At 39.1% G+C, this 16,744-nt stretch carries 13 protein-coding genes; 6 read left to right on the forward strand and 7 right to left on the reverse strand.

Features of this window, described 5'->3' with window-relative positions; genetic code table 11:
• The first annotated feature begins 38 nt into the window (after window positions 1–38).
• From ACOZ9X_RS08170 to ACOZ9X_RS08185, 4 genes are all read left to right on the forward strand, one after another.
• Complete coding sequence (locus tag ACOZ9X_RS08170; protein WP_423417750.1) at window positions 39–1,889, forward strand: bifunctional homocysteine S-methyltransferase/methylenetetrahydrofolate reductase; 1,851 nt, start codon at window positions 39–41, stop codon at window positions 1,887–1,889.
• On the forward strand, window positions 1,882–5,334 hold the full coding sequence (gene metH / locus ACOZ9X_RS08175) for a methionine synthase (RefSeq protein ID WP_423417751.1): 3,453 nt from the start codon (window positions 1,882–1,884) through the stop codon (window positions 5,332–5,334). Before ACOZ9X_RS08170 ends, metH begins: the two co-directional genes overlap by 8 nt.
• A gap of 147 nt (window positions 5,335–5,481) precedes the next feature.
• The gene (locus ACOZ9X_RS08180) at window positions 5,482–6,666 is read left to right on the forward strand and encodes an iron-containing alcohol dehydrogenase (protein WP_423417752.1); all 1,185 of its coding nucleotides are present in this window, start codon (window positions 5,482–5,484) and stop codon (window positions 6,664–6,666) included.
• A gap of 37 nt (window positions 6,667–6,703) precedes the next feature.
• On the forward strand, window positions 6,704–7,513 hold the full coding sequence (locus ACOZ9X_RS08185) for a serine hydrolase (protein ID WP_423417753.1): 810 nt from the start codon (window positions 6,704–6,706) through the stop codon (window positions 7,511–7,513).
• A gap of 52 nt (window positions 7,514–7,565) precedes the next feature.
• Here the strand turns inward: ACOZ9X_RS08185 and ACOZ9X_RS08190 are convergent, their stop codons facing one another.
• A complete protein-coding gene (locus tag ACOZ9X_RS08190; protein WP_423418250.1) occupies window positions 7,566–8,744 on the reverse strand; it encodes a YeeE/YedE family protein in 1,179 nt (392 codons plus the stop codon).
• 397 nt (window positions 8,745–9,141) lie between these two features.
• On the opposite strand from ACOZ9X_RS08190, the gene ACOZ9X_RS08195 reads away from it, so the two are divergent.
• The gene (locus ACOZ9X_RS08195; protein ID WP_423417754.1) at window positions 9,142–9,285 is read left to right on the forward strand and encodes a hypothetical protein; all 144 of its coding nucleotides are present in this window, start codon (window positions 9,142–9,144) and stop codon (window positions 9,283–9,285) included.
• Window positions 9,286–9,665: 380 nt separating this feature from the next.
• Here the strand turns inward: ACOZ9X_RS08195 and ACOZ9X_RS08200 are convergent, their stop codons facing one another.
• The 4 genes from ACOZ9X_RS08200 to ACOZ9X_RS08215 all read right to left on the reverse strand — a co-directional run bounded on the left by ACOZ9X_RS08200 (window position 9,666) and on the right by ACOZ9X_RS08215 (window position 14,355).
• Window positions 9,666–10,034, reverse strand: a complete 369-nt coding sequence (locus ACOZ9X_RS08200; protein WP_423417755.1) for an LAGLIDADG family homing endonuclease — start codon at window positions 10,032–10,034, stop codon at window positions 9,666–9,668.
• A gap of 119 nt (window positions 10,035–10,153) precedes the next feature.
• Window positions 10,154–11,539, reverse strand: coding sequence for an aldehyde dehydrogenase (locus tag ACOZ9X_RS08205; protein ID WP_423418251.1), 1,386 nt, complete (start codon window positions 11,537–11,539; stop codon window positions 10,154–10,156).
• 225 nt (window positions 11,540–11,764) lie between these two features.
• Entirely contained in the window at window positions 11,765–12,190 is a 426-nt protein-coding gene (locus ACOZ9X_RS08210; RefSeq protein ID WP_423417756.1) for a VOC family protein, read from the reverse strand.
• A gap of 167 nt (window positions 12,191–12,357) precedes the next feature.
• On the reverse strand, window positions 12,358–14,355 hold the full coding sequence (locus ACOZ9X_RS08215; RefSeq protein WP_423417757.1) for a bifunctional 2',3'-cyclic-nucleotide 2'-phosphodiesterase/3'-nucleotidase: 1,998 nt from the start codon (window positions 14,353–14,355) through the stop codon (window positions 12,358–12,360).
• A gap of 202 nt (window positions 14,356–14,557) precedes the next feature.
• Here ACOZ9X_RS08215 and ACOZ9X_RS08220 point away from each other — a divergent pair, with 202 nt between their 5' ends.
• Window positions 14,558–14,791: a hypothetical protein gene (locus ACOZ9X_RS08220; RefSeq protein ID WP_423417758.1), complete on the forward strand. Its 234-nt coding sequence runs from the start codon at window positions 14,558–14,560 to the stop codon at window positions 14,789–14,791.
• Here ACOZ9X_RS08220 and ACOZ9X_RS08225 read toward each other — a convergent pair.
• Window positions 14,773–16,077: a nucleobase:cation symporter-2 family protein gene (locus ACOZ9X_RS08225; RefSeq protein WP_423417759.1), complete on the reverse strand. Its 1,305-nt coding sequence runs from the start codon at window positions 16,075–16,077 to the stop codon at window positions 14,773–14,775. The two genes, ACOZ9X_RS08220 and ACOZ9X_RS08225, sit on opposite strands and share 19 nt — an antisense overlap.
• The gene (locus tag ACOZ9X_RS08230) at window positions 16,074–16,664 is read right to left on the reverse strand and encodes a xanthine phosphoribosyltransferase (protein ID WP_423417760.1); all 591 of its coding nucleotides are present in this window, start codon (window positions 16,662–16,664) and stop codon (window positions 16,074–16,076) included. Before ACOZ9X_RS08230 ends, ACOZ9X_RS08225 begins: the two co-directional genes overlap by 4 nt.
• Window positions 16,665–16,744: the final 80 nt, after the last annotated feature.

Raw genomic sequence — 16,744 nt, forward strand, 5'->3', positions numbered from 1 at the left:
TTTATAGAAGGCTTTTTATTTTTATATAGGAGGCTATCATGAGTTTAATTACAGATTTAAAACAAAACAAGATACTGATCGGTGATGGTGCGATGGGAACACTTCTGTATTCGTATGGATCTGACTTTTGTTATGAAGAGTTAAATCTTTCTCAAGAAGAGCAGATCTATAACATCCACCGGGCTTATTTAGATGCAGGCGCTGATATCATTCAAACAAATACGTATGCAGCGAACTATTCGAAACTTGAACGTTACGGACTTCAAGATCATGTAAAAGAGATCAATAAAGCCGCTGTTCATATTGCTAGAAAAGCCGCTCATAACGAATATGTTGTAGGTACGATCGGTGGAATACGCGGTATTAAACCGAATAGCATATCTCTGGATGAAATCAAACGCAGTTTTCGTGAGCAGCTGTATTGTTTGTTGATGGAGAATGTAGACGGCATTCAATTAGAAACGTATTATGACCTAGAAGAACTAGAAACGGTTTTAGAGATTGCTAGAAAAGAAACGTCTCTTCCAATCATTGCTCAAGTGTCACTGCAGGAAGTAGGCTTTATGCAGGACCGCACGCCGATTTCAGATGCTTTGACCCGGCTTGAGAACTTAGGTGCCGATGTCGTGGGATTGAACTGTCGTCTTGGGCCTTATCACATGCTGATGACGCTTGAGGAAGTTCCATTACCAAATCGGGCTTATCTTTCAGCGTTTCCCAATGCATCGCTTCCTTCTTATACAGATGGCCGTTTTAAGTACGAAGGGGACGCTGATTATTTTAAAGAATGTGCCCATTTGTTTAGGCAGCAGGGTGTTCGTCTATTAGGCGGATGTTGTGGTACGACGCCTGCTCATATTCGTGCCTTTTCAAGTGAACTTCAAAACGTAGAGCCTGTAACAGAAAAAGAAGTGAAACAAAGAAAGCGAAAGATTGTCATTCAGTCAGCATCAAAACCGAATTATGTACCATTAAGTGAAGAAGTAAAAACAAAGCAATCTATTATTGTAGAATTAGATCCACCCCGTAAACTAGATACGTCACGTTTTATGGAAGGAGCCAAGGCGTTAAAAGAAGCGGGAATCGACGCACTGACCCTCGCTGATAATTCGCTTGCTTCACCACGTGTTTGTAACTCCGCATTAGGTTCAATTGTGCAAAAACAACTTAACCTTCGCCCGCTCGTTCATATTACGTGCCGCGATAGAAATTTAATTGGCCTTCAGTCTCACTTGATGGGACTTCACACGCATGGAATCCATGAAATACTAGCTGTAACTGGAGATCCCGCAAGCGTCGGAGACTTCCCAGGTGCTTCATCTGTTTATGATGTCACCTCTTTCGAACTTATTAAGCTCATCAAACAGTTTAATGAAGGGTTATCACTATCAGGTAAAGAGCTTGGGGAAAAAACATCCTTTACGGTCGGAGCGGCTTTTAACCCTAACATTCGGTCCATTGATAAAGCCGTTGAGCGGTTAGAGAAAAAAATCGCTTATGGCGCAGATTACTTTATCAGCCAGCCTGTTTTTTCAGAGCAAAGACTTATTGAAACGTATGAGGCTACAAAGCACATTGATAAACCGATCTATATTGGGATTATGCCGTTAACTTCTTCCCGAAACGCAGAGTTTCTTCACCATGAAGTTCCAGGAATCAAACTGTCTGATTCTGTGCGTGATCGCATGGGCAAGTATAAAGATGATCCAACACAAGCATGCAAAGAAGGCTTAATGATTGCAAAGTCATTATTAGATACAGCCATGGAACTCTTCAACGGCATCTACCTGATCACGCCATTTATGCGTTACGAACTAACCGTGGAATTAGCACAATATGCACGAGCTAACCATCCATCACTTTTAGCCAGGAGGTCACAGAATGCCTAAGTCATCAATAGAAAAGCAGCTGGAATCAAAGATCTTAATCATGGATGGTGCGATGGGAACGATGCTTCAAGAAGCTAATCTCACACCAGAAGATTTTGGTGGTGAGGCATATGACGGTTGTAATGAGTTTTTAAATTTAACGGCACCTGATGTTATTGAATCCATTCATTATAAATATCTTGAGGCGGGCGCTGATATCATTGAAACGAATACATTCGGCGGTACGAATCTTGTACTGGATGAATACGAACTAGGTCATAGAGCTTATGAGATCAATAAGCTTGGAGCGGAAATTGCAAGAAAAGCCGTTGATGCTGTTTCAACAGAACAGTGGCCTCGTTTTGTTGCGGGCTCACTCGGACCGACCACAAAAACGCTCAGTGTTACGGGCGGAACGACATTTGATGCGTTAAGAGATGCTTATGCTGAACAAGCAAGAGGATTGATTGACGGAGGTGCAGATCTTCTCCTTTTAGAGACAAGTCAAGATATGCTCAATGTAAAAGCTGGTTTTTTAGGGATTGAGCAAGCTATTGAACAAACGGGAAAAAGAATCCCACTTATGGTTTCTGGAACGATTGAACCAATGGGAACCACACTTGCGGGTCAGTCGATTGAGGCCTTTTATATTTCGTTGAAGCATATGAACCCGATCGCAGTGGGATTAAACTGTGCGACAGGTCCTGAATTTATGCAAGATCACATACGTTCCCTATCGAATCTGTCCACATCAGCAGTGAGCTGTTATCCGAACGCAGGACTTCCTGATGAAGAAGGAAATTATCATGAAACACCAGAATCATTAGCCGCTAAGCTATCCGGATTTGCACAAAAAGGGTGGCTGAATATCGTTGGTGGCTGTTGCGGAACGACACCTGCTCATATTGAAGCACTATCAAAAGTTATGAAAAACTATCCACCACGTGACCTGCAAATTAACGAAATTCATATGGTCTCTGGAATTGAACCATTTATATATGATGATCCAACGTTAAGACCGATAATGGTAGGAGAAAGAACAAATGTTATCGGATCACGAAAATTCAAACGATTGATTGCTGAGGGGAAGTTTGAAGAAGCGGCTGAGATTGCAAGGGCTCAAGTAAAAGGCGGTGCCCATGTACTCGACGTTTGTTTAGCTGATCCTGACCGGGATGAATTAAGCGATATGGAAGAGTTCATGAAAGAAGCCGTTAAGAAAGTGAAAATTCCATTTGTCATCGACTCTACAGATGAGGATGTGATCGAGCTAGCTTTAAAATATTCACAAGGAAAAGCCATTATCAATTCTATTAACTTAGAAGACGGTGAAGAACGGTTTGAAAAAGTGATCCCGCTTCTTCATAAGTATGGAGCGGCAGTTGTTGTCGGAACGATCGATGAAACGGGTATGGGTGTTTCTGCAGAGCGAAAACTGGAAATCGCTAAGAGATCGTATGACCTTTTAGTGGATAAATATAACGTTTCACCTTCAGACATCATATTCGATCCACTCGTATTCCCTGTTGGAACTGGTGATGAACAGTATATCGGATCAGCCAATGCAACGGTTGAAGGAATACGCTTAATTAAAAAACATTTTCCAATTTGCTTAACCATTCTAGGCGTTAGTAATGTATCTTTTGGTTTACCTCCTGTAGGCCGTGAAGTATTAAATGCTGTATACCTTTATCATTGCACACAAGCGGGACTCGATTACGCCATCGTAAATACTGAAAAGCTCGAACGTTTTGCTTCCATTGCAGCGGAAGAGATTGAAATGGCAGAAAACCTACTATTTCGTACAACAGAGAAAGCTTTATCTATTTTTACAGACTTTTATAGAGGAAAGAAGAAAGAAACCAAATCAAAGCTGCCTGATATGACATTAGAAGAGCGGCTTCGATATTACATTTTAGAAGGTACAAAAGAAGGTTTGATTCCTGATTTAGAGATTGCTTTAAAACAGTACGCTACACCTCTAACTATCATTAATGGACCATTAATGGATGGCATGAAAGAAGTGGGCAGACTTTTTAACGATAATCAGTTAATCGTTGCAGAAGTCCTTCAAAGTGCAGAGGTTATGAAAGCCTCTGTTGCCTTTTTGGAGCCATTCATGGAAACGAATGATGAGTCTGCATCAAAAGGAAAAGTTCTTCTCGCAACCGTTAAAGGTGACGTGCATGATATCGGTAAAAACCTGGTAGATATCATATTAAGCAACAATGGATTTAAAGTAGTAGATTTAGGCATTAAAGTAACGTCGCAAGAATTGATTGAAGCGATTAGAAAAGAACAACCTAACATTATCGGTCTCTCCGGATTGCTTGTAAAATCAGCTCAGCAGATGGTCTTAACCGCAAATGACATGCGTGAAGCGAACATCTCCACCCCTATATTAGTCGGTGGTGCGGCATTATCCAGAAAGTTCACCGATACGAAGATTTCTAAGGAATACGAAGGAATGGTTCTTTACGCGAAAGATGCGATGGAAGGACTTTCACTCGCTAACCAAATTCAAACGCCCGAAGATTACGATAAACTGGCTGTTGAACATAAGGAAAGGAAAAAAAGGGTAGTGCTTGATGCAGGTAGTTATGAAGGCTCTTCGTCAGTTGCAACAGCTGTAAGGGTCCGGTCAAAAGTATCTCAGACGGCTCCAGTTTTCGTTCCAAAAGATACAAAAAGGCACATTTTAAGAAATTACTCAATATCCCATATACAGCCTTACATCAATTTGCAAATGCTTTTAGGGCATCATCTAGGGATTAAAGGGAAAATATCTCGATTGCTCCAAGAGAAAGATGAGAAAACCCTTCAAATCAAAGCAGTGGTAGACGGACTGTTGGCGGTGGCCAAAGAAAAGAATTTAATCACTCCTTCAGCACTGTATCAATTCTTTCCTGCGCAAAGTGACGGTGACAGTGTACTCATTTATGACCCTATCGATCAACAAACGGTTATCGAGACATTTGATTTTCCTAGACAAAACAAAGAGCCCTATCTTTGTATAGCGGACTACTTAAAATCAAAAGACAGCGGGGGAATGGATTACGTCGGTTTCTTTTCTGTAACAGCTGGTACCGGTATTCGGGAGCTAGCTGCAGAACTGAAAAAAGAAGGCCGTTTTCTAGAAAGCCACGCTCTCCAAGCATTAGCTTTAGAAACAGCAGAAGGCTTTGCTGAACTTGTTCACCAACAGATGCGAGATCGCTGGGGCTTTCCAGATTCAGTAGACTTTACAATGAGAGAACGCTTTTCAGCACGTTACCAAGGACAGCGTTTCTCCTTTGGGTATCCAGCTTGCCCAGAACTTGAAGATCAGCAAAAGCTATTTAAACTGATTCAGCCTGAAGATATCGGTATTCACTTAACAGACGGCTGCATGATGGAGCCAGAAGCTTCCGTATCTGCTATCGTGTTTGCCCATCCAGAAGCAAGGTATTTTAATGTATTGAGCTGATCAATAGCACCTGAAATATGGTGCTATTTTTATTACCGAATTAATGTATATCTAAGTAGATTTTAAAATTTTCATATAATTAAGACAGTTTAGTTTGATTGCATACATTTTTCTATTATGATGAAAAAAGAGGAAGGAGTTATGTTCATGAAAAACATCGAATTTAATCTGCCAACCATCATTCGAGCTGGAAAAGGTGAATTTACAAGAGCAGGGATTCACTTGAAAAATGTCTTAGAGGGAAAACGAATCTTTATTGTAACAGACCCCGGTATTGAGCAAACTGGGTTTGTAAAACAAGCTATTCAAATGTTAGAACACCAAGGTTTTGAAATCCGAACGTTTAATAAAGTGCGACCAAATCCGCGGGATATCGATTGTAAATTGGGTGGTGAAGACGCAAGAGATTTTCGTGCCGATGCCATATTGGCAATAGGCGGAGGATCAGTTATTGATTCAGCGAAGGCAATAGCAATCTTACAATGTCTAGGTGGTGAGCCGCAGGATTACGCTGGGCGTGATAACGTACCTGAAAAAGTAACTCCTATCATTGTTGTTCCGACTACTGCTGGAACAGGTGCAGAAGTAACGCGTTCATCGGTAATTACAGATACGGTAAAAAAGATTAAATTCACGATCAAGGACGTTAATATCGCACCAGTATTAGCAATTGTGGACCCTGAACTTACCTACGGACTACCTGCTCATTTAACTGCATCCACAGGAATGGATGCGTTAGTACACGCAATAGAAGCTTTTACTTGTAAACTGTCGAATCCTATTTCAGACGGTCTTGCATTACAAGCAATGAAACATATATACCCTTATTTAAGAACAGCCGTAAATAATGGGAATGATCAAGAAGCCCGATACAACATAATGGTCGGTTCAACAATTGCAGGCATGGCTTTTTCTTATGCTGATGTAGCATCCGTCCATTGCATGGCTGAGGCAATCGGTGGGTTATATGACACTCCACATGGTGTCGCAAATTCCATGTTCTTGCCATACATCGTTGAATACAATGCAGTGACGAACCTAGAAAAACACGCAACAATCGCGAAAACGATAGGAATTGCTTCTCCAAACGATTCTGATGAAGATGCATCCGCACGTCTCGTAGCAGAAATGAAGCAACTGGCAGAAGACCTATCCATTCCAACGTTCTCCTCATTACCAGATGTGAATGAGACCGATTTCGATTATCTTGCTGAGTCCTCATTCTTGAATGGCTCTACAGCAAGCAATGCTAGGGAAATAACAAAAGAAGACTACCTGGAACTATTTAAAATTGCTTACTCAAAGGAACATAGAGGAATAAGCCTTAATTAATAGATCGCCTTATTAGTATGAAAGAAGGTAAGCGGGGATGCTGAAACAAAACGAGCAAGCTTTATTAAAGTTGATTTCTTCAGGAGAAGGAACTTATGGCGTTTCAATCTATCATTTTGAAACGAAAGAATGCTTTGAATATCATTCAGATGAGCTTTTTTACTCAGCTAGCATTATTAAAGTGCCAATTATGGCTGCAGTATTTGCTCATGCTGCAGAAGGGAAATGTTCATTATCTGATAAAATTCAGGTGAGGGAAGAAGACGTTGTGCCTGGGGATGGTATCATAAAACATTTGTCACCCGGTATTGAATGGACAATTCATGATTTAATCGTTTTAATGATTATTGAAAGTGACAATACAGCTACTAATGTTTTGATTGATTTGGTAGGTATAGATCAGATTAATACATACATGAGAGAATGGGGATTTGTTCAAAGTCACCTACATCATAAACTGCAAATTACAGCATCAAGAGATCCTGAAAAGATGAATATCGTAACCGCTAATGAGATGAATGAATTTTTAAACATAATAGCGGTTGGATCTGTGGTATCTCTGAATGCTTGTAAAAAGATGATTGATATTATGAAACAGCAGAAGATGAATGATTTACTGCCAAGTCTGCTTCCTGAGGTAGATGGCGTAATCGGAATAATTCCGAATTGGGAGATCGCACATAAAACAGGTTACGTACCTGGGGTAGAGCATAATGTAGGGTTGCTTTATTTTCCTGGTCAAACTTATGCTGTTTCTGTACTCAGTAAAAATGTACCTAACCGTGCCGAGCCAAGGCGTATTATGGGTGAGATAGGGCAATTATTGTATCAAGTTTCCTCTAATTAAAAAACGACAAAAAAGCTAATGGACGTAAATAACGCCCATTAGCTTTTAGTTGTTAACAAACTGAATCTGTAGATTTTGGATTTTTTAATCCGAACATTGGTCGAACGAACAGAGCTAAATACGTACCTAACATAGCCATAACTGCCCATACCCAGCCGTGAAGACTAAATGAAGCAATTCCGCTAAAGTAAGCACCGATGTTGCAACCGAATGCTAAACGAGCACCATAACCCATCAATAATCCACCGATTATAGAAGCGCCAGCAATACCTGGTTTAATCTTTCCTGGCTTAAACGTCCCTTGGAATGAAGCTGAAATAAAAGCACCAAGCATAATACCAAAGTTCATTACACTTGTTCCATCTGTAAGAACACTTTTTGTAAGAGCTTCACCATTCTTGCCATCAAAGTAACCCCAAGCAGATACGTCAACACCAGTTGCCATCATAACTTTACCGCCCCATAGTGCAAACGCTGATGTTATACCCCACGGACTTCCTTTAACCGCTAATGTTAATGCATTTAATAATGCGAGCACGATCGCTGCTGTAAATAAAGGCCAAGAGCCACGAAGTACCTTTTTCCACCCAACTGTAGTTGGCAAAGGCTTCATCATAGGAGGCTGTTTCTTTTTTGCAATCTGAACGGTTACCCAATAAATAATAGCAAACAATACTAGTTGAACAACTAAGGCGCCGAAATAGCCGAGTCCTGGAATCTGATTTAATGAAACCGGTGGAAGAGAAGGCAATCCCATCCAAAATGTAAAGTGGTAAGCACCAATTACAGATCCGGCAATAAAGGATAAAAGAGTTAGGATCATGGAAGAAGATCCGCCGCCTAAAGAGTACAGTGTTCCTGATGCGCATCCGTTTCCGAACTGCATCCCAATGCCGAACAGAAACGCACCTACTAAAATACTAATGCCAACTGGTGATACATTTCCCGTTGGTTCAGCACCTGTAAAACTAAAACCAGTGCTGAAAATAATTGCGAAAAATACAGATGCCACTGCAAGCATCACCATATGTGCTTGCAACCCTTGCACGTTTCCAACAGAGACGAGACGTCTAAATGCTGAAGTGAATCCAAAACGTGCGTAAAGCAGTGCACAGCCAAGCAGTATGCCGATAATAAAGAGTGTTCCTTGAGTCCAGTCAGCAACATTGACGATCGCTGTTAGAAGAATAATTGCAGCTAAAACACCTAATGCCACTAAAGGTTTTTGCATAGGACTTAGTTCAGTCACTTCTGTAGTAGGCTGGCTTTTATACGTTCTGTTTGTTGATGTATTTAAAGCTGATTGAGCCACACTATCCCGCCTTTTCCTATTAATTTTATCGGAATTAATGTTTAACATTATACTACGAATCCTGAAAAGTGCAAATGAAGGAGTTTAAGAAGTATATTATGTTCTTAATATATAAGAGTATGATTTAAATGGTAAAACTTTACAATAAATAACAAGGTGATATATAGTTGAAAAAAAATAAATACAAGTGGGGTTAAGCAAAATCAGAAAGAACTACTTAAATTTTGTGGAAATGGTTTTACACGTGAATTCGAAATTGGCTGGAGTAGCATCAGAAATATAATTATACATATTGCTGAAGGAAGAAATTCAGCTAATGAGTCTAGAGCGAATTGTTCAGCGATTTAAACAAGTGGATCAGTATATAGCTGAAGTATATGAAGAGCTAACAGAACAAATGGATCAACCAGTTAGTACGGATAATCCTTGGAGAGATGAAAATGAACTCCAAAGAATTTGAATTTGTTGATGCAACTAAAAGGCCAAATTATGATCAAATATTTAACTACTGATAAAATGTATTAATCGCTGTAAAAACCTATTTTTTCTATTTCGTCTCACTATCCTAAGTAATCTTTGATTATGAGACCTGTTTTCATTAGTTTCACATAGGTGCCGAGAATAGATATTATGTTAACTTCTCGGAAAAAATAACTACCACTCTTGATGTTCCCTCAAAAAAAGGATTGTTGGTTATTTTAAACCTACAATCCAATTATTTTTATTGCTCTTTTTATATTTATTACTATTTAATACGACTTTGAATTTCATAATACGCTGAGCTAAACTCTTTGTCTTTTTTCAGCCACTGTTTATAAGTGTTATGCTTTATTTTTATTTTTAAGCATATCGAGGATTTGTTTTGATTGGATGTGTAGATTGAAGTTCTTTTCTAATATCTTCGAGGATCTTGGGATCTTTTTGTGAAAAACTAACCAACTGCAAATCTTTTGGCAAGCAACCATCGGCAGCGAAAAAGCCTAATACATATGCCATAGATGCTGACCATGTTTTGAAGTAATCTTCATTCACTGTATAACGTCTTAACCAGCTGCTGTGTGGTTGTCTTTCAACGTTATGCTGCTGCAGAACAGAATTGATATATCTTGCTGTCACATTTGCCTCTAATGCGATCTCATTGCTGCTCATTCCACTTTGAAATCGTTCAATAATGGTAGGAATACTCATGGTGCACTTCTTTTTTCGCATACCAATCAACTCCTATATTCACTTACTTTAATTATACCGAACACTTGTTCTCTAGTCGAGTTTTCGGTACTTTTCGCAACAAAAAGACGCTATCTTAACTGACAGCGTCTAAAAAATATCTATTTCATTAACTTTTTAATGATCTTCAAACCATATTTGGCGTTCGGATATCGAAAACTAAAGTCGAATTTGTTCGTTTGGTTGAGCACACTTTTGTTATGAGAAAACGCAAAGAAACTGGACTCGCCGTGATAACTACCAATCCCGCTCTCTCCTACCCCGCCAAAAGGCAGATAAGGTGTGGCGATGTGCATTAATGTGTCATTGATAGATCCACCACCAAACGATATATGATTCACCACTTTTTCTTCTACCTGTTTGTTAATCGTAAACAAGTATAGTGCAAGTGGTTTTGGACGTTTCACAACAAATTCAATTACTTCATCAATGCTTTCGTATTCCATGACTGGAAAGATTGGTCCAAAGATTTCATCAGTCATAACAGGTGAAGAAGTATCAGTTGGAGCTATTAAAGTTGGTTCGATCTTTTCACGGGTTTCATCGTATCGACCACCGAAAAGTATCTCTCCTTCTGATAAGTAACCTTTTAAACGATTAAAATGACGATCATTTACGATCTTACCGAATTCTTCATTCTGCAGTGGGTTTTCGCCGTAAAATTCTTTAATTACTTCTTTAAATGTATCAATGAATGGTTGAAGTATGTTTTTGTGCAGATAGATATAATCTGGTGCTATGCACGTTTGACCAGCGTTCGTAAACTTCCCGAAAGCTATACGTTTCGCAGCAAGCTTAAGGTCTGCTGTTTCATCTACAATACAAGGGCTCTTACCACCAAGTTCTAATGTAAGAGGAATAAGTCTCTTACTTGCTGCTTCCATCACGATTTTCCCTACAGGAACGCTGCCTGTGAAGAATATATAATCTAATGGTTGATCGAGCAATATTTGATTGGTTTCAACTCCGCCTTCTACGACTGCGATAAAATCAGGATGGTAGTATTCTTTGATGAGTTCATCCAATAGTTTTGACGTTTGTGGCGTAAGTTCAGATGGTTTTAAAATGGCTGTATTACCAGCTGCGATAGCACCGATTAACGGAGCTAGTTGCAGTTGAAACGGATAGTTCCAAGGTGCGATTATTAATGTGACGCCATAAGGTTCAGCAATGGTATAACCCTTTGAGCCAATATGGGTTTTTGCTGTTTTTACTTTTTTAGGTTCCATCCATTTTTTGAGATGTTTTTGAGTATGACGAATCTCTTCTAATAAAAAGCCGATCTCCGTTGTGTAGGCTTCTGCTTCTGATTTATTTAAATCTGTTTTTAATGCATGAAGAATTTTCGCTTCGTTGTTTCGAACAAGCTTTGTAAGGTTGTTCAAAGCCTTCATGCGGAATTCATATGATCGAGTTACGCCGCTTCGAAAGTAGGTTCTCTGAGCTTGTACAAGTTTATCGATCGATTCCTTGTTGTTTTCTTTCATCGTGTTTGGCTGATTCAAGCTTTACGCCTCCTACAACATAAAATTAAGTGTTTAAACTTATGAACGTGTATTAGTGAAATCACTATAATATGTTTATGATAGGTAGTCAATGGTTTTGACTTTTCTCATTCATTATTATGATACATTACTAAAATAACCTTTAAAAAAGAGAACTAAACAAAAAGACCCTCTCCAAGTTAAAGAAAGGGTCTTTTTAATCTGTAATTAGGCTTGCTGAACGGCAGAAATTTGCCACTCGACACCATATTTATCTGTTACTTGGCCATACGATGGGCTCCAGAATGTTTCTTGTAGAGGCATTGTAACTTTCCCCTCTTTAGAGAGTTTCTCAAAAACTTGTTTTGATGAATCTACTGAATCGATATGAATGGCGATGGTTACTTGATTTCCGACTGTATAAGGCATTCCAGGAAAGTTATCGGAAAGCATCATTACGGTATCGCCTACTTTAAATTGAGCATTCATTACGCGGTCTTTCGCTTCTTCAGGAAGTGGATGATTAGGATCCTCTGGCATCTCTCCGAATGTTTGAAGTGAGATAAGTTCTGCATTCAATGCATCAACATAAAACTGCACTGCTTCTTTACCGTTACCATCAGTTACTACGTAAGGATTCACTGCTACAATCATTTTTAGCACCTCGTCGTCTAATTTTTTCGACCACAGAACATTTGTTCGTTTTTATTGTATCAAACTTTATTTCTCTTTGCTACAATTTTTATATTTCTACTAAAACAGATTTACACCTTCTTTCTCATATAAAAAAAGAGAACCATTTAGGCTCTCTTTCATCTTCATTATTTTAGATCAATACTATAGATTCCAAATCCGTTTGCATCTGTTTTATTTGTATATTGAATCTTACCTGTCTCACTCGTATATTTTTGGCCGTTCGGTGATGATAGGAACGTTACGTTAGTATTTCCGCTAATCGGAGCAATCGACCAGTTGTTGTCCGCAGTTGGCGTGATCTCTTTCATCTCTGTGATGTAATCCATTAAGATCTGACGATTCTCATCAGCAGAATCAACTACATATTCGCTGCCTTTAACTCCAGGGAAGTTTCCGCCGCCACCCGCTCTGTAATTGTTCGTTACTACGATGAAATCTTGGTTAGGATCAACTGCTTTTCCGTCGTATGTTAGATTCACGATACGATTGCTGTTAGCGTTAATCACTACTCCGTTCTTGTCATATTTAGGAGCTTTTGTTACATCTACATGATAATTAACGCCGTCGATTACATCGAAGTTATAAACAGGAAAGCCTGCATCTAAAAGTTCTTGTGCTTCTGTTTTGTTTGGATCGATCGTCTTAAATTTTCCAGCAGACATTTCTAACCACTCTTTAACCACAGAACCTTTTACTTTAAGTGCTTTTAACGTGTTGTCATAAAGGTAGAGGTCACCTGCACTGCGAATTGTAAGTGGTCCCTTTTGAATCTCAGTAAATTCAGTTACACCATTTCTTCCTGCTTTAAATGGCGCTCCTACTGAAAGGATAGGAAGATCTTTATATTCTGGCTTGTTTAATGAGATGTATTTTTCTACATACCATTTTTGAGCGTTCGTTACCACTTGAACAGAAGGATCATCTTGAACGAGTGCAAAAAAGCTATGAATATCATCCGTTGTTGAGCCGATTGGTGTGTTCACGTACTTGATCGTAGCTTCGTGAGCATTTTTAACCGTGTTAACCACTTTTTCGTCTGGCTTAACCGCAGCGGCACTTCTTACAGAAGATTGAGAGGAAACTACTTTCCATCTTCCACGATCTTGTTGAAGTGTTAAGTCGATCAGACCGAGTGATCCTCCACCATAGCCTGCTTGTACAGCTGGCACACCGTTTATTGTACCTTTTGCATTATCAACGCCAGGAAGAACATTACCTTTCGCGTCTTTAAACAAGGCATCTAATGATTTCTCATCAGCAGCCGGGAATATCTTATGTGTGTGCGAGAACGTAAGAGCATTAATTCCTTTTACTTTGCTGAGTGCATAAATCACATCTTCTGTATTCGTTTCACTTCCATTAAAGCCTGAGTGAGCTTGAGCGATGATGATATCTGCACCTTTTTTCTTCATCTGCGGGATGAACTTTTCCGCACTTTCGATAATATTCTTCGTGATTACTTTCCCATCAAGGTGTGATTTATCCCATTCGTTGATCTGTGGTGGTACGAAACCAATATAACCGATCTTTAAAAGCTTTGGTCTGCCGTCTTCATCTCTAACGAACTTCTTTACGATTTTATAGGGTGTGTATTTGTTCACATCATTTTTAGGATTGTTATCATGGTCATCTACGTATACGTTAGCGTTTACAAAAGGAAAATTAGCATCATCGTACGTCTCTGCTAAAAATTCGAGTCCGTAATTGAACTCATGGTTTCCTAGTGTTGCCATGTCATAATCCATGAGATTCATAGCTGCGATAGCTGGATGAACTTCTCCGTCTTTTAGCGGTGCTATCTTTGCTTTGTATGTACCAAGTGGCGTACCTTGAATCAAATCTCCGTTGTCGACTAACACACTGTTCTGACTGTACTTTAAGTCTTCTCGAGCCATTTTAACAAGTGTAGCTGTCTTTGCTAAACCAACGTTTTCTGATGCGGCATTTTTGTAATAATCAAAGTTTAATAGGTTTGTATGAATGTCTGTTGTTTCCATGATTCTGAGGTTAACTTTACTTTTGTGTTTTGCTGGTGTTTTAGCGATGGCTTGACCCGCTAAAGGTGAACTTAAAAGACTGATAGCAAGTGTAAGTGAAGCTACTTTCTTAACATTTTTATTCACCACAATAACCCCTTTGTTTCATATGATTGAGACTTTTTGGTCCCAAGGAAGATTATAGTCTTCCTTTTCTGATAATACTAGCTTGTTTTTTCAAGATTCTGTGCTTTCTTACACAACATGTATCTTTTCATCGTATACATATAGTATAGTAATCTTGTAGTAACCATTAACTTCCATCTATTGATTGAAAGGAATGAAGAAATTGGCAAAATCAAAAGCGAAGAAAACGAGAGAAAGAGCTGTCCGTCAAGGTAAACGAGATCCTATTCAGGAACGAAGTGCTTTTGCTAATCAAGAGATCTATAATTGGATGACAACAAAGACAACAAAATCGAAAAGGGAAAAACTTAATAGCATCAAACATAAGAAGCGGCTATCATCCACTGGTTACAATGAGGATCATAGCCGCTCTTTCATTTATACAGCTTGCTTCTGACTTTGTTGAACGTGAGAAACAATCACTTTTTTAGACTTTGTGTTAAATAATAAATTCAGTAGAACAGCCATCAAACTTCCAGCTACGATTCCGTTTTCAGTAAGTATTTGAATACTTTCAGGAAGTCTGCTGAACAGTTCAGGTTCTACAGTTACCCCTAACCCCATTCCTACTGAACAAGCAATGATCAGAAGATTTTCTTGTTTAGCGAGGTTCACTTCACTTAGCATTTTGATACCAGAAGCAAATACCATTCCAAACATGGCAACCATTGCTCCTCCCATTACAGCTGTTGGGATTAAAGTCGTAAGTGCAGCAACTTTAGGAATTAAGCCAAGGAAAATCAACATCCCCCCTGCAACATAGATCACTTGTTTTGCTTTTACTCCAGATAATTGAACAAGGCCTACGTTTTGTGAATAAGTCGTATAAGGAAAAGCATTAAAGATTCCACCTAAGATGATGGCAAGACCTTCTCCCCGATACCCTTTCGTTAAGTCTTTTGGTGTTAAATTTCTGTCGCATATCTTTCCTAACGCCATAAATACACCTGTTGACTCAATCAAACTTACGATAGCTACCAAGATCATGGTGATGATCGCACCAAGTTCAAAGGTAGGAACTCCAAAATAAAAAGGCGTTGGCATGTGAACCCATGATGCTTTCATAACTGGTGTGAAGTCAACTAAACCAAGGAATACAGAAACGATAGTTCCCGCTAAGAGACCGATTAAGATAGAAACAGAACGAATGAAACCTTTAGAAAATCGATATAAAAGTAAGATGAATGCTAACACACCAAAAGAGAGCAATAAGTTTTGTGCTGAACCAAAGTTCTCGCTTCCCGCTCCGCCTGCCATGTCTTTAATTGCAACTGGAATTAGTGTAATTCCTATAATGGTTACAACGGTTCCTGTCACGATGGGTGGAAAAAGTTTAAGTATTTTCCCGAACGCTCCAGCAAAAATGACAACGAATAAACCTGCTGCAATAATGGAGCCGTATATGGCACTCATCCCATATTGTCCCCCAATGGCGATCATCGGACCTACCGCTGTAAAAGTACAACCTAGGACAACGGGGAGACCTACTCCGAAGAAACGATTCTGCCAAACTTGGATTAGTGTTGCTAGTCCACATGTTAAAAGATCGATAGCTACTAAATAAGCTAACTGTTCCGGAGATAATTTCAAGGCACTTCCTACAATCAAGGGTACGATTACTGCTCCTGCATACATAGCAAGAACATGTTGGATCCCTAGAGAAAACACTTTACCCTTTTTCATGATGACATCACCTCAGATTGGATAAAGGTTATTCCATTGGTGTTCATTTCTTTTATTCTTGCGATCGATTCTACGCGATATCCCTCATCCTCAAGTTTTTGACGACCGACTTGAAACGATTTTTCGATCACGATACCAAATCCAGCAATCGTAGCATTTGCTTGATCAACAAGTTCAGCTAGACCAAGTGCAGCTTCACCATGCGCAAGGAAATCATCTATAATTAACACCTTATCACCGGGTTGAATAAATTTCTTCGCAACAGAAATTTCGTTTTGTTCTTGTTTGGTAAAAGAATAAACACTGGATGTTAATAAACCTTCTGTTAAGGTTAATGATTTCTTTTTACGAGCAAAGACGACAGGTACAGAAAGTTTCAATCCTGCGAAAACGGCAGGTGCAATACCAGAAGATTCTATCGTAACAATTTTTGTAATTCCTTCATTTTTAAAACGATCACCAAATTCAGTACCTATTTGCATCATGAGTTCAGGGTCAATCTGATGATTCAAAAACGAGTCTACTTTCAATACGGAAGAAGATAATACGATTCCTTCATCACAAATTTTCTTTTCTAAAAAATTCATTTTTCCACCCCATTGTTTGATTTACATACAAAAAAACCGGAGAACGCCTTCTCTCTGAACGAGTGAAGCAATTCTCCGGT

Origin of the sequence: Fictibacillus nanhaiensis (assembly GCF_049537595.1) — a bacterium.
GTDB lineage: Bacteria > Bacillota > Bacilli > Bacillales > Fictibacillaceae > Fictibacillus > Fictibacillus nanhaiensis_F.